Origin of the sequence: Noviherbaspirillum sedimenti, assembly GCF_003590835.1 — a bacterium.
Taxonomy (GTDB): domain Bacteria; phylum Pseudomonadota; class Gammaproteobacteria; order Burkholderiales; family Burkholderiaceae_D; genus Paucimonas; species Paucimonas sedimenti.
The window spans coordinates 1,076,783-1,095,963 of the sequence record NZ_QYUQ01000002.1; the positions used below are offsets into that span (position 1 = coordinate 1,076,783).

The window sequence follows — 19,181 nt, forward strand, 5'->3', positions numbered from 1 at the left end:
TCCGGCGCATCATGGACATGCGGAAATGGGAGGCTCCCAGGTTTGCAAAGTAAGGCGCGAGATACTTCCCCCTCTCATCGGGATGACGAAAGGCTTGCTGCTGCAAAGATTGAAGCTGGATGCCTTTAGAGCGGAAAGGCTGCCTTTACCCAGAACGCACTGCCTTCCGGGCGATTGCGTACGGCCATCTCTTTTTGCCACTTCGCGGTGACGAACCAGCCTTTCCCGCTATCGTATTTGATGGAAGGACCGATGGAGAATGCACGGCCTTTACTGCCTGCGAGATCGTTGCTACCCTGGCGGTCCGACGTCGTCTGCTGATAGACGTAGCCGCCGACCCCGGCAGTCCAGTTATTCGCGAAGCCCCAACCGAGTGCGTAGTCGAAGTGGAATTCTTGTCCGGACCGGTAGTCGGTGTCCGTGTTCGTTCGGTTGAATATATAACCCAGCTTAATATCTGCATTAAAGCCATTTGGGTCGATATAACTCACAACATACAGCGGTTCGGCCGCCCAGTAATTGCGTCCGATGTTGGCCAGGTCGTCCTTCTTGTAGCGCCCGGTAGGTACAAACACGTCCACGCCGGCAAGACTGTGCAGTTTGGGAGTGTGGTGCCAACCGATCGAGAAGCCCGTGGTGATGTCACCGAGACCGGATCGGGTCTGGCGGCGCGGACCCACTCTCACATCAAGATGAACCACTGGGAAAATTGCGTGAAACGCCAGATTGCCCCCTGCCACTGTTTGATCTGTTACATGGATAAGACGGGGAGCGACGACATCGGCAGTCAGTTCGAAAGGTACTGGAACAGTGTTGCCGTCTTTATCTTTCAGCGTCGTTGCACGATAGTGTTGGCCAAAGAGCATGCCGTAGTATCCTGGCGGCGGTAGCGCACCTGCCACGAAATTCTCGACGCCGAGAGGATAGACGGTGCTGCCGCCCTCGGCGGCATGGCCTTCGACGGCGCATGCAATGCCGAATGACAAAATGAGGGGCTGTAGCGCTGTGAAAAACTGCTGTCGCTTTAATAATGGCATCTGTATGTCTCCGATTGTTCGAATAATTGTCGTCACCGCCCGTTACCAGGCGCGTGCAGCGCCGCACGGACTCAGTGCGCGCTTGGGAATCCGGCTTTCTGCGGCCAGCGATTGACGAACGTTTGAATCGTGCTGCTCGCATAGAGACCAGCCCTGTTATACGGTTCGCCTGCCATCCACTCCTGTGCGACGGCGCGCGACGGAAACTCGATCACGAGCAGACTGCCCGACATTGCCTGACCGTCGTCATCGGTAAAGGGACCGGCAAATGCGATCTGCTCGGCTACCGCTTGCAGGTAGGCGACGTGCGCTTGGCGCAATCGTTGACGAATGTCACTGCGCGCGGGATCGTCCTCCAGCATGAATGCGTAAAGCATGGCTCTTCTCCTCAGGATGTATGGTGAAAGCCCATCGGCGTCAGCACGAAATCGAATGTCGACCGCCATGCAGTCTGTCCACTTTCTGCGCGTTCGAACGGTGCCACGAGCGTTTGCTTTACACCGAATACAGCGTCAGACGTGATGTAGGGGTCATCGCCGACGAAGGTGTGCGTCACCACCGTCTCAAACTCTTTCGCGGTAACGATAAAGTGGATGTGCGCAGGGCGGTACGGGTGACGCCCGAGCGCGGCAAGCATTTTGCCAACCGGGCCATCGTATGGGATCGGGTAGGACACCGGCTTGATGCCGACGAAACTGTATTTGCCGTCAATACCTGTGGTGAACACGCCCCGGTTGTTCCATTTTGGCTGGACGCCAGGTTGCTGGACGTCGTAAAAGCCTTCCGCATTGTCGGACCACACATCGATCCTGGCGCCAGGCACAGGATTACCATTGATATCGACGACCCGGCCCTCGAACAGGCAGCTTTCGCCTTTGCCATCGAGCGAAATTTGTGCGTTCATCTCGCGTTCCGGCGCGCCAGTAACGTGGAAGGGACCCAGGACGGTGTTTTCGGTGGCGCTGGAAGGACGGCGATGGTTAATCGCGTCGACCAGCATCGACACGCCGAGTGTGTCGCTCAACAGGATAAATTCCTGCCGCTCACCACTGCAGATCTGGCCGGTTTGCGTCAGAAAGTCGATCGCGAGCTCCCACTCCCGCTGCGTGAGCTGAACTTCCTTGGTGAACGCGTGGAGGTGTTTCACCAGGCCGGCCATGACTTCCCGAAGGCGGGGATTGATGTCGGCCCCCATACGTGAATTGACGGCCCCGACAGAATCTTCTTCAGTAAAAAATGCAGACATTTCGCTAATCCTTTCAAACAATTAGGGCGACCGTTTATTCCGGTCGCACGCCTTTCCAGGCACGTTGCAACAAGAGGCGGACAGCCTCCCGTTCAACCGGGCGGGGATTCCAGTACGGGTTTTTCACGGCAAGGTCAGCGGCAAGATCAAGCTGCTTTTCCTTGAGGCCCAGGTCCCGCAGTGCCAGCGGCGCACCCAGTGATGCGGCAAAGTCATAGAGCCCGCTACCGATGGAGCCGCCAAAGAGCTCTGCTATGGGTTGCAGCGCATCGGCCGCAGCGTGCGCGTTATAGGCTGCCGAATGGGGCAAGAGGATCGCGTGGGTTTCTGCATGGGGCAAATCAAAGCTGCCGCCCAGCGTATGGCAGAGCTTATGATGCAGTGCCATGCCGACGGTTCCCAGCGCCGAACCGCACAGCCACGAGCCGTACAGTGCATCCGCCCGTGCAGCGAGGTCGTCGGGATGGTGCACGATGACACCCAGTGCGTCGCGCAAGGCCCGTACTCCCTCGACAGCCATCATCGATGTAACAGGGTTTCGATCGCGCGCGTACACCGCCTCGACCGCGTGCGCCATCGCGTTCAGCCCGCTCGTAACGCTCATTGCGACAGGTAGTGCGGTGGTGAGGTTGGGGTCATAGATCACAACCTCGGGCAGGATACTGGGGTGCCTTACAGTCGTTTTCATGCCGTTTTCGGTCTGGCCAAGAATCGGCGTAACCTCGGAGCCCGCGTACGTCGTGGCCACGACGATTTGAGGAGCGTTATTGCGGTACGCGATGGCCTTGCCCAACCCAATTGTCGACCCGCCGCCCAGCGCCACAATACAGTCCGCATCCGCAGCGTTGAAGGCCTCCATTGCCCTGAGCGTGACGTCGACAGGCGTGTGCATTGCCGCCTCGCAGAAGATCCCTGCCGCCATCGACCCGATCTGTGCCTGCAGCGCCTGTGCGTCCGCTCGCTGGAACGGCGTTGACAGGATCAAGGCCCGCTTCCTGCCCAGGCGCTCGATTTCTGCGGCAACGGCATTGATCGTGCCTGGGCCGAACAGGATCCGCCCCGGATTGATATCGTATGAAAAATGAGAAGTCATAGATGTGCTCCGAGTCAAGCGATCGCCGCCACGCGAACATGCAATTTCGCCATAACTTCGTCAAAGCGGCAGCGCAGGGATTCAGCGTCGCTGGCAGTGGCCGCCACGTAAAAATCAGGCCGAACGATGACGTAGCGTGCGTCGATGGAATCGAGCCAGCTAGCGTAAGTACCCTCAACATCGACTGCGTCACAAGACGTACCAGGCGTACCAATCTGTGTGGTTCTGCCGTCAAGAAAAGCAAGTTGTTCGAGTTGCTCCGGGGTCAGTACCTTGGCCGGATCGGCATTCATGCCGATGACGATCCAGCCGTGGCCGCAGACCTGGTCGAAGCGATCACGTTTGCCGTTTACCTCGACCACGCCCTGCGTGGACAGCTCGCCGGCGTGCGGCGTGTCGGGGCACCAGACTCCCGGGCCAAGATGGCAGATGTCCGTCGGCACCGGTTCGTTATTGCGCGCGGCCAGATCGGCCTTCATTCGCGCATCACGCTCGGCGGCTTCATGTTCATCCACGATGCAGATGATTTTGCCCAGATCCTGGCTAAATTCGATGTAGTGCTTCGCGTGTTCAAGTCGCTCGGTGGTGTAGCTGTCGAGTACATCGGCCTCGAGCTTGCCTTCCAGGATGGCGTTCAGACGCCAGCCCAGCGCTACGGCATCACGCACACCCGCGCACATGCCTTCGCCGGCGAATGGCGGCATCAGGTGGGCAGCGTCGCCGGCGATTGCGCAACGTCCCTTGTTCCAGTTTTTTGCCCAGCGTGCCTGGAAGCGATAAACCGCACTGCGTTCGAGCTCGGCGTTTTCTGGCGTCATGCCCCATGGCTCCAGCAGCGCCCAGGCGCGTTCAGGCGTCTGGATCTCGTCGGCCGATTCGCCTGGCAGAACCATGAATTCCCAGCGGCGCCGGCCCGGGCCGCCTGGGACAATGGTGGTGGGACGCTTGGGATCGCACAGCTGCCACTGTGCGGGCTGCGCATCGTATTTCTCCGCAGGGATCATGTCCAGGATCAGCCAGTCGAAGAAGTAGCCGTTGTCCTGGTTTTCGATGCCCAGTGACTGTCGTACGAAACTGTTTGCCCCGTCGGCGCCAACCGCAAATTTGGCGCGCAGGGTGGATGCTTCGCCGCCGGCCGACTGGCCTTCCATCGGGGTGCGCCGCAGTGACAGCGTGACCCCTTCGTCGTCCTGTGCCAGCCCGACGCCTTCCCAGCCGCGGATCTGCGTGACATTGGGGATGGTGTCTACGATCGACGTCAGGCGTGCCTCGAGATCTGGCTGGTTGAACCAGTAGCGCACGCGCCAGCCGGATGCCGACTTGCTCTGCCAATCGACGATCTGCAGGGTTTCGCCCTGCACGTTCTTCCAATAGTAGAGCTCATCATGGTAGGTGATGGCCGGATCTTTCTCGGAATCAATTCCCAAGCTTGCCAGGATGCGCGCGATCTCATGGTCGAAGGTCACCGCTCGCGGACGACAGTACGCTTGCGGCCAGCGTTCGACCAGCGTCACTCGCTTGCCCTTCTGGCCAAGCAGGATGGCAAGTAGCGTACCCACTGGGCCCCCGCCGACAATGGCTACGTCCGTATCAAACGAATCTGCGTAATTCATGGTTGTCTCCTCAAACGCTAATCATGGAAAGGCGATGATCCCGTTCGCCGCGGTTCCTGAAATGCATCGGATCCACAGGGAAACGTGATATTTCTGGTGTGAATATCTGTCATCACCGTTTTAAGAATATACGTCATATCTGAATAATCGTCAACTACGATCTATGTTCATTTTTCTGTTTTTTATGCGCACGATGCCTGTCGTGCCGATGGTCATACATGCAACTGCTTGCGCATCCTGGCCACGAACGGACGTTCGCATCGGCTTAATTCGAATTAGAATGATCGTCATTACTGAATCTGGAGTACTAATGAGCTCATCGGGAACTGAAATTGAGGTGGAGGGACGGGTTGCACGCAGGCGTCGTCGAAACCGCGAGGCGTTGATCAGCGCGGCTTGCACCGTGATGGCGGAGAAGGGTATCGATGCAGCGACGATGCTGGAGATCGCTCAGCTCGCCGATGTGGGCGCGGGCACGGTTTACAACTACTTCAAATCGAAGGACGAGCTGGCCATCGCGGTGCTGGAGGAGATGATGCATGATCTCGCCCTGCAGATTGAGAAGCAGACATCCTCTGTCGACGATGCCGCGCGAGTCTATGCATTTGGCATCGCCACTGTGCTCAATGAGGCAACCAATAATCTGAACTGGAAGCAGTTGCTGTACCGTTCGGAGGTCATCGCTGATGCCTTATATCGACGGATGGGGCCTTTCGCGATCAGAGATATTCGTCGCGCTGTCGAAGCAGGACGATTCAATACTCCTGACGCTGACCTGGTGTGGCGGCTGACTTCTCACGCGATCGTAGGGGCAAGTCTTTCCATCAATGCTGGACAGCTGGCCGGTGACGTAAAAAGGGAAATCGTTATTCGATTGCTCTGCATGAACGGCATGGGAGCCGACGAAGCGTTAGCCCTGGCGCCAGCCATATGAGTTGCCGCTGCGCCAGTGCCCTGCGGTCCTATGAAAGACCTCATCTCTGCAACTACTCTTCGGGAGAATATATGGAACTGAGGCAGCTAAAATATTTCGAGGCGCTCGCCAGCACGCTCAACTTCAGTCGCGCGGCCGAGCTCCTGCACGTCGCCCAGCCGGCACTGTCGCGCCAGGTGCAGCAGCTGGAAGTAGAACTTGGCGCACAGCTGGTCGACCGCTCGACACGGCCACTCAAGCTGACCAATGCCGGTGCTTTCTTTCACGAGCAGTCAGCGCAGGTCCTGGCGCGTTTGCAAGAGATCAAAACAGCCACCCGCAGACTCGGCGACGGCAGCAAGCGTTGGGTTGGCATTGGCTTTGCACCTTCGGTACTGTACACCTTCCTGCCCAAAGTGCTGCACCAGTTCTCGGTCGAGAATGCCCATCTCGACATCGCGCTGTCCGAATTGACCTCTGTTCAGCAAGCCGAGGCGCTCAAGGCAGGGCGAATCGATCTCGGTTTTTCTCGAGTCCCTATTCCGGACCCGGCGATCCACAACATTCTGCTGTCGGAAGAGCGATTGGTCCTGGCGGTGCCAGCGCCGAGCGCATTAGCACAAGAACAGAGCATTTCCATTAAACGCGTCGTCGACGAGGTTTTGATCCTTTACCCCATGGCCCCGCGGCCCAGCTTGGCAGACCAGATCCTGCACCAGTTCAGCGTGCGTGGAATTGAAGTCGGCCGGACCTATGAAACCAACGGATTGCAGACGGCGGTAGGTCTGGTTGCAGCCGGCGTCGGGGTCACATTCCTTCCGGAGTCGGTGCAGCGCCTGAGCCGTAGCGACGTCGCCTACATTACCCTATCCGACGCCGGCGTTACGACACCGCTGATCATGGCCACCCGCAGGGGCGATACGACCAGCCATCTGGGGGATTTCCGCACCGCGATCGACAAAGCCATCGCCTGCTGACAGCCTGCTACATCGCCCAGGGGCGGTGCAAGCAAAGGCTTGGTACGCGGCCGTCGTCCGCCGGACCAGCTTCCATGCCAGTCCGGAATAGTTGCAGACCCAATCGGCATTGGACATCACTGCTGTTAGCGGGAGAACATGTCGCACGTTGCCCCGCCTTCGCAGCGCACCTTATTGCCGACGATGTTCTGCGAAAGGCGGGCGTGTTTTTGAAGGAGGGCTTCGGCTTCCAGCCCGGGAGTCGATCAAGCAGGCGGCAATCGTCTTCTGTACCAGCCACCGTTCGCCTGCATCCGTCATCAATAACCTGCGAGGAGCATGCCATGCCAGTAGCACAAATCTTTATGATCAAGGGACGCACGGAAGAGCAGAGGAAAGCCGTCATCGAGAAGGTAACCGCTGCGATTTCCGAAGCGGTAGAAATACCCAAGGAATCGGTCCGTGTATGGATTCAGGAGGTCCCGAGTACCGACTGGGGCGTTGCCGGACAAACCGCCAAGGACTTGGGACGTTAATACCGGCACTATGCACCGGTTCGCCACCGAAAGTGTCTTCCACTGCTCGTGACGCCGAAGCGTTCTCTGGCGCTGTCGCTACATTTTCGACAACACAAGGACGCCCGCGGCGTTCACGGTCGTGCCCAGTTCCCGGCACAGCGCGGTCATCGTGGCGACGATCCGGCGCAAGCGTTCGCCGCTGGCGGGCCGCACCTGGCAATCCTCGATAAATACCGGATGCAGAAAAATACCCCGCACTGTGCTGCGGTCAAGTTCTATTTCAATCAGCAGCTGGTGGTCGTTGCTGAATGCGGGATCGACATAATAATCGTCCACCAGGTCGCCGGCGGCATACAGGATCGGGCAACCGCGATACAGCTCGATGCCCTGGAACACATGGGCGCTGTGGCCGAACAGGATCTTCCAGCCCATGTCGATGGCGCCGTGCGCCAGCCGGCGAAAGCGGGCCGAGGGCCGCCACACCATGTTCGGCCCCCAGTGCAGCGACAGGATCGGCCAGTCGACCTGTTCGCGCCGCAATGCCGCCAGCGCATCAGCCCAGGCCGCCAGCGCCGCCGCCTCGTCCGCCATATCCAGGTAGGCCATGCCGGGGCTGTCCTTGCGCGCGGCGAAATCGGCCTGGTGGTCGCAAAAGGCCGCCATGCCGAAGCGCAGGCCGGCGCGTTCGACTATCGCAGGCGTTGCGGCTTGCGCCAGCTGTTCGCCGGCGCCGGCTTGCGCAATGCCATGCTCGCGCAGCAAGCGCAAGGTATCGTGCAGGCCGGCGACGCCGTAATCGAGCACATGGTTATTGGCAAGACTCACCAGGTCCACCCCGGCGTCAGCAAGGGACGCAATGGCTTGCGGCGGCGCGCCGAAATAAAAAGCCTTGGGCGCGCCCGGCCAGATGTGCGCCGATGCGGTGATGGCGCATTCCAGGTTGACGATGGTGAGGTCAGCCGCGCGCATCAGGCCCGCCACCGGTCCCAGCGGATATTGCGGGCCATGCAGCAGGATGTATTCCTTGACGATACGGCCTAGCATGACATCGCCGCCGAACATCACGCGCATGCTTTACTTCCTGGCCGCGGCCGGCGCTATCGCAGCTTGCCCGGAACTTGCCTTGAACACCAGCACCGGCACCGCGCTGTGATGCAGCACCTTGCGGGTTTCGCTGCCCGGCAATTCCCCTTCCCCACCATGCCAGCCATGCGATGCCATGAAGATCAGGTCGCAGCGCTCCTGCTGGGCCGCCTTGACGATCGCCTGCCAGGGCTGGCTCGACTCAAGCTTGTGGTAGCTGCAGGGTACGCCTTCGGCCAGCGCGCTGTTGGCGATGAAGGCCAGGGATTCGTCGGCGAACTTGTCGAACAGCGCCCGGCGTTTTTCTTCGTAATGCGGGTCGTGATGCATCCACGCCTGCAACTGGTCAGGATGCGGCTGCGGCAGCACATGGATGCCGACCACGCTGGCACCGGTATCGCGGGCGAAGCGGATGCCGCTGGCCACGGCTTGCCGCGAGATGGCCGAACCATCGGAGGGGAGCAGGATACGTTGGTACATGGTTCATCCTTTGATGCAGATTTTCGGTTCCAGGCGGGCGACGATGTGCGCCAGCCCGGCCTGGTCGGCCGCTGCCACCACGGCGGTGACGTCCTTGTAGGCATCCGGCGCTTCCTCGGCGACGCCGCGCAGCGACGGGCTGCGGATCAGGATGCCGCGCTGCTCCAGCTCGTCGACGATGTGCCGGCCGCCAAACTGCTTGAGCGCCTGGGTACGGCTCATGCTGCGGCCGGCGCCATGGCAGGCCGAGCCGAACGCCAGGCCCATCGATTGCGGCGTACCCGCCAGCACATAGGATGCCGTACCCATGCTGCCGCCGATCAAAACCGGCTGGCCGTAGGGACGCAGATCCTCGGGGATGGCCGGATGATCCGGCCCGAAGGCGCGCGTGGCGCCCTTGCGGTGGACATACAGCTTGCGCTTGCGGCCATCGATTTCATGCTGCTCCACCTTGCAGGTGTTGTGCGAAACGTCATACAGCACGCTCAACCGGGCCGCCGGCAGCAGCTTGGCAAACACGGTACGCGTGGTATCGGTGAGGATTTGCCGGTTCGCCAGTGCGCAATTGATCGCCGCCCGCATTGCCCCAAGGTAGCGCTGGCCGAGTGCGGAATCGATCGGCGCACACGCCAGTTCGCGGTCCGGCAGCGCGATCTTGTGCTGCGGCGCCGCCACCACCATTTCGCGCAGAAATTCGGTGCCGATCTGGTGCCCCAGTCCGCGTGAACCGCAATGGATGCTGATGACGATATCGTCTTCATGCAAGCCGTAGGCGGCGGCGATATTGGCATCGAGGATCTGGCTGACCTTCTGCACTTCCAGGTAATGGTTGCCCGAACCGAGCGTGCCCATTTCATCGCGCTGGCGTTGTTTCGCTGCCTCCGATACCTGGTGCGGATCGGCATCGGCCATGCGGCCGTATTCTTCCGTGTGCAGCAAGTCCATCGGCGTGCCGTAGCCGCGTGCCACCGCCCAGCGCGCGCCATCAGTCAGCATATGGTCCATTTCCGACGGCGTCAGGCGCAAGGCGCCATGGCTGCCGACGCCGGCCGGGATATCATGGAACAGCGCTGCGGCCAGCGCCCGCTGCCTGCCATGCAGGTCGGCTTCCCGCAAGCCTGTCCTGAGCAGGCGCACGCCGCAGGAAATGTCAAAACCGACGCCGCCGGCCGAGACCACGCCCCCCTCTTCCGGGTCGAAGGCGGCCACCCCGCCGATCGGAAAGCCATAGCCCCAGTGTGCATCCGGCATGGCATACGCCGCCTTGACGATGCCGGGCAGCATGGCAACATTGGAGATCTGCTCGACCACCTTGTCATCCATGTCGCGCAGCAGCGCTTCACTGGCAAAGATGATCGCCGGAACACGCATGGCACCATGCGGCGCAATTTCCCAGACGTTTGCCGACTGGCGAATGAACCTGGCGGTATCCATCGTTTCCTCTCAACGCACCTAGACATCAACCACGCATTGGACCATCCAGTTTCCCGCGCTATCCGGCGCTGCCGCCAGTGCGGTGAAAGTCGCGCCTTTCGGCTCGACCGCCGGACGGTGGCGCACGACATCGACGAGCTCGCCCCAGGCAAGGGCTTTCAGGCCATCCGCATCGATTTCCACCTCGAAGCGGGAAAACAGCATGTTGTGGATCGCCATTTCCAGAATCAGTGCATTGATCCAGTCGACAAAAAGCACATCGTCGTCAGCGCTGGCGCAGGCAATTTCCACACCGACATCCGCGCGTACCCGGTGCGGATCGGTCACCACGGCAGTCAGTGCCAGCGCGGCTTGTGCAAAAGCCTTCGCGCGGTCCGGCCCGTAACCACGGATGCCGATATCCGAACCATGCTGGAAGTGTTCCCAACGGGGTGTGGGCGCAACAGAGGCGCTAAGGTCTTGCATCGATTCGGGGCGCAATCCGGAAATGATTTAATTTAGGCGCAGGCTTCAGTACGGCTTTGAGATTGATCAATCCGCGCCGTTCCGAGCTTGCCATTTGGCCATTACCCGATTTGCAATTGACGGGGCAATGTAAAACTTGCCCTGCAAAATTCTTTTCGGAGGCATATAATTTTTCTGGTAGGCATGACGCTAGCCGATTCAGCCGGCGCCGGCCGACGGTTTGTAGCGGTGCATGATCTGCGCCGACTCCCGCCAGCTTCCCTTATCCTTCCGAAGCTGGCCTCCCTCTTCCTCGCCCTTTTCCAGCGTTCTTCATTTCATTCCGGTGGCGGCTTCGGCCTTTTCCTGCACGCACCTGCTGTCGATTTGGTGAATCCCGTTTTGGGATGCGGAATCTACATATCGAGCAGTACTGAACCATCCGGTCCCCAATTCACTTTGGTAATGCCAGGATGCTCTTCTTCGAGGCGTCGCAATTCCATTTCCTGTTTGCTTAATTTCCCTAACTGTACCCTGCTCAAATCGGCAAGCCGCAGATTTTCCATCAAAAGATGGCGGTACGACAGCGCCTGTGCCACGGTAGCGCGCAACTCATAGTCATTCCATGGCTTGGCGATGAAACGGAAGATTTGCGCTTCATTGATGGCACCGACCAAGCCATCCCGGTCTGCATAAGCACTGAGAATCAGCCGCATGGCGGTCGGCTGGACCTGTCTTAGCCTGACCAGGAATTCGACCCCATTCATTTCCGGCATCCGGTAATCGGTCATCACAAGGTCGAACGGCATGTAGTCCGCCCGCTGCAGCGCTTCCACCGGCGAGGTGAACAACTGGATTTCCAGCGAATGGCCTTCAATTTCATTTTCAGGCATGCCATGCAGCACGCGGCGAAGCGCCTGGAGAATATTGGCTTCGTCATCAACCAGCATGATGCGGTATTGCATTTTTTATCGCCCCCCTTTTTGCATAGATATAAATGCCAATCGGTTGTCCGTCGGCGCGTTCGAAGGACTGGATTTTTTCGATGAAGCGCTGGTCCAGTACATAATCCTTTGATAGAAGCAGCATGCCATCCTTCGTGACGAGATCGCGCGACAAGGCCATCCCTTCCATTAACTGGCTTGCCCTGACCTGGATTTCCGCCTTGCTTGCTGTCTTGGCGGGAACGCCTGCCACCTGGATCAATAGATCCACCACCGCCGGGTCATAGCGTTTTCCCTTGCCTTCAATAATCATTTGCAGGGCATCGTTAAGGCTCAAACGTCTGTCGGCCAGCGTGCCGATCTGCGCCGCATCGAAATCATTGGCAACCGCCAGGATGCGCGCACCGGCAGGAATCTGTGCGCCGGCCAAACCGTCCGGATAACCCAATCCGTCGAAGCGCTCGTGGTGGTTCCTGATCAATTTTGCGGCATCATGCAGCTGTTCGAGCGCCATCAGGCTTGCCTCGCCCTTGACGGCATGCTTGCCATGCTCGACCCTTTCATCGGCCGACAGCTTTGACCAGGGACGCGCCAGCAGCTTGTCGCTGAGCCCGATTTTGCCGATGTCGTGCAACAGCCCGGCCAGGAATACGTCCTGCACTTCAGATTCGGTCAGATTCATTTTCTGCGCGATCATGCGCGCCAGGTCGGCCACCCGCTTGGCGTGCCCAGCCAGGCCGGGCTCGCGCATTTCAATCAGATTCGAAAACACCCGCACAGAAGTCAGGAAACCTTTTTTCAGCTTGCCGAGCACATCCTCCAGGGAGGCGACGACTTGCCTGAGTTGCTCCGTTCGAATCCGGACTTTTTCCTCCAGGCTGGCGTTCAGCTCCCTCAGCTTGTCGTTTTGCCGCCGTGTCAAGGCTTGCAGGCGCCGGGTTTCACGCTCCAGCTTCTGGCGCTCCAGCGCATGGCGAACACACAGCAGGATATCGTTTTCTTCCCATGGCTTGGCGACGTAGCGGTAAATCCTGCCCTTGTTGATCGCTTCGACGACCGCGCCGATATCAGCATGCCCCGTCAGGAGAATCCGTACCGTATCCGGCGACATCTCGACTACCTGCTCCAGGAACTGGGCGCCGTTCATATGCGGCATGCGCATGTCGGATATGACCAGGTCAACTCGTTCTTTTTCGAGAATGGCAAGACCTTCCGCGCCGCTTTCCGCCGTCAGGACGCGGTATCCCGATGGCCGGAACAACCGGCGCAGCGAGGAAAGAATATTGGGTTCGTCGTCGACGAACAGCAGCGTGCCGGACAGGCCGTTTTCACCTTCAAGCGAGGGGGCTTCATCATCCAGCTGGTTGGGTTCGATTGTCATGCTAAGTACTTGGGCCGTATTGGAAAAAATTGCATAAAGACGGATTTTCTGCGCAGCCTCCATCCTCTTCGACATGCCGGATGGGTAAGGTGATGCGGAAGGTAGTCCCCACGCCTAACGCACTTTCAACGTCAATATGGCCCCGATGCTTCTGCACGATCCCATACGTCAGCGACAAGCCAAGACCCGTGCCGGCGCCGATTGGCTTGGTTGTGAAAAACGGATCGAAGATGCGTGACTGAACGTCTTTCGGAATGCCTGTGCCGTTATCCGTTATGGCAATCCATACATTCTGGCCTTCGGTTCCAGTGCTGATGATGATTTTTCCTCGTTCAGGACCTATCGCATGCGCGGCATTAACCACGATATTCATGATGACCTGGTTGATCTGCGAAGGCAGGCATTCGACTTCCGGAATGTCGCCATATTTTTTGACAATGTCAGCCTTGTATTTCACTTCATTGCCGACAATATTCAAAGTCGAGTCAATGCCGCGATGCAGGTCCGCCCATTGCCACTCCTGGTGCGCATCCACTCTGGAAAAATCCTTCAGATCCTGCACAATTTTCCGCACACACACAATGCCTTCCTTGGACTCGCTCATCAGAACCGGTATGTCTAGCTTGAGATAATCCAGCTCAATGCGCTCGCGCACAGCGCTGACTCTCTTCAGCATATCGGGGGAGCTGATACTGGCTTCGGCATCCTCGTATGCTTTGAGCATCTCAAGCAGGTTGGCGATATAGCCTTCCAAAGTGCCAAAGTTGGAAAAGATATAGCCGATCGGATTGTTGATCTCATGTGCCACCCCTGCCGCCAGCTGTCCAATCGAGGCAAGTTTTTCCGATTGAACCAGTTGTTCCTTCGCCAGGGATAGCTTGGCATTGAGTTCGGTCAGTTCAGCATTGCGCCGCATGAGCTCGGCTTCTGTTGATTCACGTTTCCGGATGTCTTCTTCAAGACGACCATTCGCCTGCGCTAGCTGCGAAGTGCGCTTTGCGACCAATTCTTCCAGCTGATCGACGCGGTTTTCGTCGAACACATCGTCCTGCGGTGGTGTTGGTGGCTGTGTTTTCATTTATTTCAGCATTTTAAAAAGGCAAACATACGGCTGCGTTATTGGAGCAAAATTTGACACGCATCCTCAAATTTCGACTCGGTTTCGCGAAACACGGATCGCATCGCTGCGGCCCCGATATTCAGGCTATTCCATACGCGCTCATCAATGACGGGAACGAGCGCAGTATCTGCCCCATCAAGATCCAGCGCATAGACGATCGCATTTGCGACATGAATTACGCTCGGAATATCGTTCAAGTCCTGGTTTTCCGGAGCATGGTGATTCGCGATGGATTTCTGTATCACCAGCGGAAATTTCCAATATTCCGCCAGCGCACGTCCGACGACGGTATGATCCAGCCCCAGCACCGCACGCTCCGCCTCAATGCGATCGCAGTCATGCCGGTCCCGATATGACATCACCTTTGAGTATTGCTCCGGAAAGCGGGTTACCAGTACCAGCACGCCAATATCATGCAGCAAGCCGGAGATGAAGGCATAGTCCTGATTGAGATTCAGCGCACGGGCCAGCTCCTTGGCGCACAATGCCGTACCGATGGCATGACGCCAGAAATTGGTGAAATCAAAGCTTGGGTGCTGCTCCTCGGAAAAATTTCCTATCACGCCCGCTGCGGTAATCAGCGTTCTGACGCTATCAAACCCCAGGACCGTGATCGCTTGCTGAATGGTGGTAACTTTGCGCTGCAAGCCGTAAAAGGATGAATTCGCAAGCCGCAATGTCTTAGCGGACAAGGCCTGGTCCTGTGAAACTTTATAGGCCATTGCGCCGATACTGATATCGCTCTGCTCAAAGCTGTTGAGCAATTCGACGACAATGATTGGCAGTGACGGGAGGTCGCGTATGCCTTTTACGATATCAGCGAGTACAAGTTTGCTCATTTCATTTCACCCAATTTGTACTCGGCTATGCGTTGCAATAAAACGCCGCATGCAGGGCTGGTGCTACACTTTCTGAACAAGATCGCGAGACGTTGTTGCACCCGCTCTCTTTCCGCCTGCAGGTCGGCTTCGGAAATGTCATCGTTGATCACATATGCCATATCAATACCACGCCGCCGCAAGGACGTGATCATGCCATCAGTCAAGACTGTTGCATCTGGCAAGAGGACGCCACCGCGTCCATCAAGCACGGCTCCCCATAAAGTCATTCCAGCAACGGCGTCGTTCAAATCTATCTGCTTGTATTTATTCATTGCCGCGCTCCTTCGCTCTGCGCAGGAAAATTTTCGTCATTTATCGTTAAATTCCGCCGAGGGCACCAAGCAACCTACTAGGAAGGCGTCAACATGATCAGCCTTCCGCGAGACTGACTGTCATTACCCATGCTGCGGGACGTGATCTCGAACCACGTTCCCTTCAATTCCATGCGACACATCTCGCCTTCTCCGATTTCTCTTATTCTATGAAACAGCTCCGGCATGAGTTGAATGGCTTCGCTGCCGAGTATCGGCCCTACATCATTAAAGAGAGTCTGGGCTGCAATGTTAACGAAGGCGACGATGTCATCATCGTCCAGACCGATTACCGACTGCGGCACGTGCTGCAGCGCCTCGCGTACAATATCAAGGCTGACTTTGCTGCGTTTTATTTGCTGCTGCTTTTGCCTGAGCAAATCCTCTAGCTGTCTATTTGCCTTAGCCAACTCCTGATTCGCGGCTCGGACCTCCAGACCGAGGCGCCGGTTTTCATCCGCCATTTCCTTATGCTGGAAGGCTTTTGCGACATGTTCGCGCAATTGCAGGTCATCCCAGGGCTTGGTAAAAAACTTGTAAATCGCTCCTTCATTAACAGCATCAGTTACCGATTGTAATTCCGTGAAGCCGGACAGTACGATACGCACCGTATCCGGATACAGATTTTTCACCGTTCGCAGAAATTCTACGCCAGTCATCCCCGGCATGCGCTGATCGGAAACGATCACGTCGATATCATGCTGCGCCAACAGCGTCAGACCTTCCTTCCCGCCTGACGCAGTTAGAATCTGGTAACCATCACGACGCACCAGGCGTTTTAGTGCATTGAGAATATTCGGCTCATCATCCACCAACAATAGCTTGCGCGAAGGTTTATGCATGCGCAGAAAGTGATCCGGCAAGCGGCGCTCCTCAAGCAGCAAGGATGTAATACTTGCCGCTGGAAGCGCTTCGGAAAAAAGGAAACCCTGAATTTCGTCGCACATGCTACGGGAAAGGAATTCGCACTGCGCTTCAGTTTCGACGCCCTCGGCGATCACCCGGATACCGAGACCGTGCGCCATTGAAATAATCGCATCGGTAATCGCTGCGTCCTTGGATTGCAGCGCAATTTCATTTACAAACGAGCGGTCGATCTTGAGCACATCGACTGGAAATTTTTTCAAATAGGACAGGCTCGAGTAGCCGGTGCCGAAATCATCGATGGAAATTTGCACACCGAGAGAACGAAGCTCAGTCAAAATGGCGATGGCCCGATCCACATCGGTCATCACCAGACTTTCGGTGAGTTCGATATCCAGGCATTCTGCCGCAAGCCCAGTCTCCTCAAGAGTATTAGCAATTAAACTAACGAGGTCTTCATGAGAAAACTGACGTGCCGACAAATTCACCGCGACACGCAAATTACCGAAACCGGCGCGCTGCCAGGCCTTGGCCTGGGCACAAGCGGAACGAATTACCCACGCACCAATCGGTACAATCAGGCCCATTTCTTCGGCGATGCCAATAAAACCTCCTGGTGCAACCAGGCCTAGCTCTGGATGTTGCCAACGCAGCAATGCCTCCACCCCGACCACTGCACCCGTCAGTAAATCGACTTGCGGCTGATAGTGCAAGACAAATTCCGCACGCTCAAGCCCATTACGCAGCGCATTTTCGATTTCCAATCGCTCGCGCGCGCTTTCATTCATTGTCGGCGTATAAAACTGGAAATTATTACCACCGAGATCCTTGGCGCGGTACATGGCCGCGTCGGCATTTTTAAGCAGTTCGGACGCCACTGTGCCGTCCTTTGGATAAAGGCCAATTCCAATACTGCAGCTTGCATAAAACTGCACATCGGCGACCATGAACGGCGATGCCATCACTTGCATCAAGCGTTGCGTCAAGTCAGCCGTGTCCTGCTCACTGTCTATTCGCTCGACCACCACCACGAATTCGTCGCCCCCCTGGCGTGCCACTGTGTCACTTGCACGGAATACGCTCGACATCCTTTCCGATATTTGACGCAGCAACTTATCGCCACCTTCATGACCAACGCTGTCATTGACGATTTTAAATCGATCAAGATCGATGTACAGCACTGCCGCCATTTTTTTGTCACGCTGAGCACGCGCAATTGCTTGCTGCAGCCGATCTTGAAGAAGGATTCGATTAGGCAAACTGGTAAGAGCATCGTGCGTTGCCCAATACTCAAGTTCGGCTTCATTCCGTTTCTTTTCGCTTATATCGCGTACGATCTTTGCCACACCGATGATGTGGTTTGCCGAATCTCTAATAGGTGAAAGCGTCAGACTGACGTCGATCACGGTACCGTTTTTGTGTGCCCACCTGGTTTCAAAATTTTTCAATCCATGGCCCCGCATCACCTGGATTATGATTTCGGCAAATTCATTGCTTTTCTCAGGCGGTATTAAAAGCGAAATCGGCTGGCCGCATATTTCATCGCTCGTATATCCATACATTGCTTCGGCAGCCGGATTCCAGCTCAGGATTGTGCCGTCGGGAGAACTGCCAATAATTGCGGCATCCGTTGATTGCACGATCGCCGCAAGAAACTGGCGCGTTTCCTCGGATTTTTTCAAATCGGTGACGTCTTGCTGCACATGGATGATGTACGCCTTCTCTCCGATTTTTATGCGACTTATTCTTGACGCCGCGATGAATACATCGCCATTTTTTCGGCGCGAGCTGAACTCGCCGCATAAATACCCATGTTCCTTGAGGGTTGCGATATTATTCGCCATCAGATGCTGCGCCTGGTCAGCAGTAGCTGCTTTTAATGCAGAATCCGGCTTCCCGATCAGTTCTCCGGGTGAGTAACCGTAAATACGTTCCGTGGCAGCGTTGGCGTAAAAAATTTCTCCCTGTTCGTCGGTAACGATCACGCCCTCTGCAACGTTTGCCAAAATTTCGGCTTGCGCACGCAATTGATCTTCAGCGTGTCTGCGCTTTGTGATGTCTTGAATGACAACGACAGCGCCGATGATGTGATGGTGGTCGTCGTATAAGGGCAAGGCAGAATGCAGAATGATTTTGCGTGTGCCATCGAAACACGCGATTTCGATTTCCTCGTCAATCGAAATTTCACCGTTCCGGAGCGCGCGTGCCGCAGCCAATTCTTCCTGCTCAATCTGTTTTCCGCTGCTTAGCCAGTGGCCTTTGTATTCCGCAAAATTTTCAATCCCGACATAACACACACCGCCCCATATTTTTTCTCCCGCATCATTGCCATATAAGATTTTTCCGTCGGCATCAATGATAAAAACGCCCACAGGCAGCGCTTCAAGAACCCACTGCAAGTGATATTCATTCTCAAGTGGCGAGCGGTGGCGGCTCTGGCGGGCGACGTCAATGTAAAACTGCAGATCAACGCCCGAGAATGGCGCAGCCAGAATCTGATCAACACATGCGGAATACGGATGAGGAAGTGTCGCCTTGCATTCCTCTTGCGCCACCAGGAAACAGAAAAAGCGAGCCGGCTCTACAGACTGTTTCATCGCCAGAATTTGCAGGTACCAGCGTTCCAGAGCCGGAGCGTCGACAAAGCAAAGATCGTAGGAGGCGTCCTTCTGGTTTATATCATCGGAAAACTCCAGCCCACACTGCCGCAAACGGTCACATAGCAGGTTGCGGTTGCGCTCATGATCGAGCAAGATTAGCGCCTTGCATGTCTTCATAATTGTTCGTCTCGCCCCAAGTCGATATCGCCGGCTGATTACAGCAGCGCAATTGCGCCAAGCGAGGCCAATGTCTCACTACGCTA

The 19,181-nt window shown here is 56.9% G+C and carries 18 protein-coding genes; 3 read left to right on the forward strand and 15 right to left on the reverse strand.

The features are described 5' to 3' along the window. Nucleotides 1-125: 125 nt before the first annotated feature. The 5 genes from D3878_RS05080 to mhpA form a co-directional block, all read right to left on the reverse strand. Nucleotides 126-1,037, reverse strand: coding sequence for a SphA family protein (locus tag D3878_RS05080; protein WP_119784482.1), 912 nt, complete (start codon nucleotides 1,035-1,037; stop codon nucleotides 126-128). Between the two features lie 71 nt (nucleotides 1,038-1,108). Further along, nucleotides 1,109-1,414, reverse strand: coding sequence for a YciI family protein (locus D3878_RS05085; protein WP_119784483.1), 306 nt, complete (start codon nucleotides 1,412-1,414; stop codon nucleotides 1,109-1,111). 11 nt (nucleotides 1,415-1,425) lie between these two features. Next, a complete protein-coding gene (locus tag D3878_RS05090) occupies nucleotides 1,426-2,283 on the reverse strand; it encodes an intradiol ring-cleavage dioxygenase (protein ID WP_119784484.1) in 858 nt (285 codons plus the stop codon). Between the two features lie 34 nt (nucleotides 2,284-2,317). After that, complete coding sequence (locus tag D3878_RS05095) at nucleotides 2,318-3,376, reverse strand: maleylacetate reductase (RefSeq protein ID WP_119784485.1); 1,059 nt, start codon at nucleotides 3,374-3,376, stop codon at nucleotides 2,318-2,320. Nucleotides 3,377-3,390: 14 nt separating this feature from the next. Beyond that, nucleotides 3,391-4,989 (reverse strand): bifunctional 3-(3-hydroxy-phenyl)propionate/3-hydroxycinnamic acid hydroxylase MhpA, encoded by a 1,599-nt coding sequence (gene mhpA / locus D3878_RS05100; protein WP_119784486.1) that lies wholly within the window; start codon nucleotides 4,987-4,989, stop codon nucleotides 3,391-3,393. 280 nt (nucleotides 4,990-5,269) lie between these two features. Between mhpA and D3878_RS05105 the strand changes: the two genes are divergently transcribed. The 3 genes from D3878_RS05105 (at nucleotide 5,270) to D3878_RS05115 (ending at nucleotide 7,394) form a co-directional block, all read left to right on the forward strand. Next, nucleotides 5,270-5,923 carry a TetR/AcrR family transcriptional regulator gene (locus D3878_RS05105; protein ID WP_199688090.1) on the forward strand — a complete coding sequence of 218 codons (654 nt, stop codon included), beginning with the start codon at nucleotides 5,270-5,272 and terminating at the stop codon, nucleotides 5,921-5,923. Nucleotides 5,924-5,994: 71 nt separating this feature from the next. Then, entirely contained in the window at nucleotides 5,995-6,879 is an 885-nt protein-coding gene (locus tag D3878_RS05110; protein WP_119784488.1) for a LysR family transcriptional regulator, read from the forward strand. Nucleotides 6,880-7,202: 323 nt separating this feature from the next. Continuing rightward, nucleotides 7,203-7,394, forward strand: coding sequence for a 2-hydroxymuconate tautomerase (locus D3878_RS05115; protein ID WP_119784489.1), 192 nt, complete (start codon nucleotides 7,203-7,205; stop codon nucleotides 7,392-7,394). Between the two features lie 78 nt (nucleotides 7,395-7,472). On the opposite strand, the gene D3878_RS05120 is transcribed toward D3878_RS05115, so the two are convergent. The 10 genes from D3878_RS05120 to D3878_RS05165 form a co-directional block, all read right to left on the reverse strand. Continuing rightward, nucleotides 7,473-8,447, reverse strand: a complete 975-nt coding sequence (locus D3878_RS05120; protein ID WP_119784490.1) for a CapA family protein — start codon at nucleotides 8,445-8,447, stop codon at nucleotides 7,473-7,475. Nucleotides 8,448-8,450: 3 nt separating this feature from the next. Beyond that, the gene (locus tag D3878_RS05125; protein ID WP_119784491.1) at nucleotides 8,451-8,939 is read right to left on the reverse strand and encodes a universal stress protein; all 489 of its coding nucleotides are present in this window, start codon (nucleotides 8,937-8,939) and stop codon (nucleotides 8,451-8,453) included. 3 nt (nucleotides 8,940-8,942) lie between these two features. Next, a complete protein-coding gene (locus D3878_RS05130; RefSeq protein ID WP_119784492.1) occupies nucleotides 8,943-10,373 on the reverse strand; it encodes an RtcB family protein in 1,431 nt (476 codons plus the stop codon). Nucleotides 10,374-10,391: 18 nt separating this feature from the next. Continuing rightward, complete coding sequence (locus D3878_RS05135) at nucleotides 10,392-10,838, reverse strand: archease (protein WP_119784493.1); 447 nt, start codon at nucleotides 10,836-10,838, stop codon at nucleotides 10,392-10,394. Between the two features lie 395 nt (nucleotides 10,839-11,233). Beyond that, entirely contained in the window at nucleotides 11,234-11,782 is a 549-nt protein-coding gene (locus tag D3878_RS05140; RefSeq protein WP_119784494.1) for a response regulator, read from the reverse strand. Beyond that, nucleotides 11,757-13,142 carry a response regulator c-di-GMP phosphodiesterase, NosR family gene (gene nosR, locus D3878_RS05145; protein WP_119784495.1) on the reverse strand — a complete coding sequence of 462 codons (1,386 nt, stop codon included), beginning with the start codon at nucleotides 13,140-13,142 and terminating at the stop codon, nucleotides 11,757-11,759. Before nosR ends, D3878_RS05140 begins: the two co-directional genes overlap by 26 nt. 1 nt (nucleotide 13,143) lies before the next feature. Further along, entirely contained in the window at nucleotides 13,144-14,220 is a 1,077-nt protein-coding gene (locus tag D3878_RS05150; RefSeq protein ID WP_119784496.1) for an ATP-binding protein, read from the reverse strand. Nucleotides 14,221-14,258: 38 nt separating this feature from the next. Continuing rightward, a complete protein-coding gene (locus D3878_RS05155; protein WP_119784497.1) occupies nucleotides 14,259-15,101 on the reverse strand; it encodes an HDOD domain-containing protein in 843 nt (280 codons plus the stop codon). Beyond that, nucleotides 15,098-15,415, reverse strand: coding sequence for a hypothetical protein (locus D3878_RS05160; RefSeq protein WP_119784498.1), 318 nt, complete (start codon nucleotides 15,413-15,415; stop codon nucleotides 15,098-15,100). Before D3878_RS05160 ends, D3878_RS05155 begins: the two co-directional genes overlap by 4 nt. Before the next feature lie 77 nt (nucleotides 15,416-15,492). Then, a complete protein-coding gene (locus tag D3878_RS05165) occupies nucleotides 15,493-19,071 on the reverse strand; it encodes an EAL domain-containing protein (protein WP_158592185.1) in 3,579 nt (1,192 codons plus the stop codon). Between the last annotated feature and the right edge of the window lie 110 nt (nucleotides 19,072-19,181).

Excerpts from the sequence above, each read along its gene's own strand:
- D3878_RS05080 (WP_119784482.1), bottom strand. The coding sequence starts at position 1,037 with ATGCCATTATTAAAGCGACAGCAGTTTTTCACAGCGCTACAGCCCCTC.
- D3878_RS05085 (WP_119784483.1), bottom strand. The coding sequence starts at position 1,414 with ATGCTTTACGCATTCATGCTGGAGGACGATCCCGCGCGCAGTGACATT.
- D3878_RS05090 (WP_119784484.1), bottom strand. The coding sequence starts at position 2,283 with ATGTCTGCATTTTTTACTGAAGAAGATTCTGTCGGGGCCGTCAATTCA.
- D3878_RS05095 (WP_119784485.1), bottom strand. The coding sequence starts at position 3,376 with ATGACTTCTCATTTTTCATACGATATCAATCCGGGGCGGATCCTGTTC.
- mhpA (WP_119784486.1), bottom strand. The coding sequence starts at position 4,989 with ATGAATTACGCAGATTCGTTTGATACGGACGTAGCCATTGTCGGCGGG.
- D3878_RS05105 (WP_199688090.1), top strand. The coding sequence starts at position 5,270 with ATGATCGTCATTACTGAATCTGGAGTACTAATGAGCTCATCGGGAACT.
- D3878_RS05110 (WP_119784488.1), top strand. The coding sequence starts at position 5,995 with ATGGAACTGAGGCAGCTAAAATATTTCGAGGCGCTCGCCAGCACGCTC.
- D3878_RS05115 (WP_119784489.1), top strand. The coding sequence starts at position 7,203 with ATGCCAGTAGCACAAATCTTTATGATCAAGGGACGCACGGAAGAGCAG.
- D3878_RS05120 (WP_119784490.1), bottom strand. The coding sequence starts at position 8,447 with ATGCGCGTGATGTTCGGCGGCGATGTCATGCTAGGCCGTATCGTCAAG.
- D3878_RS05125 (WP_119784491.1), bottom strand. The coding sequence starts at position 8,939 with ATGTACCAACGTATCCTGCTCCCCTCCGATGGTTCGGCCATCTCGCGG.
- D3878_RS05130 (WP_119784492.1), bottom strand. The coding sequence starts at position 10,373 with ATGGATACCGCCAGGTTCATTCGCCAGTCGGCAAACGTCTGGGAAATT.
- D3878_RS05135 (WP_119784493.1), bottom strand. The coding sequence starts at position 10,838 with ATGCAAGACCTTAGCGCCTCTGTTGCGCCCACACCCCGTTGGGAACAC.
- D3878_RS05140 (WP_119784494.1), bottom strand. The coding sequence starts at position 11,782 with ATGCAATACCGCATCATGCTGGTTGATGACGAAGCCAATATTCTCCAG.
- nosR (WP_119784495.1), bottom strand. The coding sequence starts at position 13,142 with ATGACAATCGAACCCAACCAGCTGGATGATGAAGCCCCCTCGCTTGAA.
- D3878_RS05150 (WP_119784496.1), bottom strand. The coding sequence starts at position 14,220 with ATGAAAACACAGCCACCAACACCACCGCAGGACGATGTGTTCGACGAA.
- D3878_RS05155 (WP_119784497.1), bottom strand. The coding sequence starts at position 15,101 with ATGAGCAAACTTGTACTCGCTGATATCGTAAAAGGCATACGCGACCTC.
- D3878_RS05160 (WP_119784498.1), bottom strand. The coding sequence starts at position 15,415 with ATGAATAAATACAAGCAGATAGATTTGAACGACGCCGTTGCTGGAATG.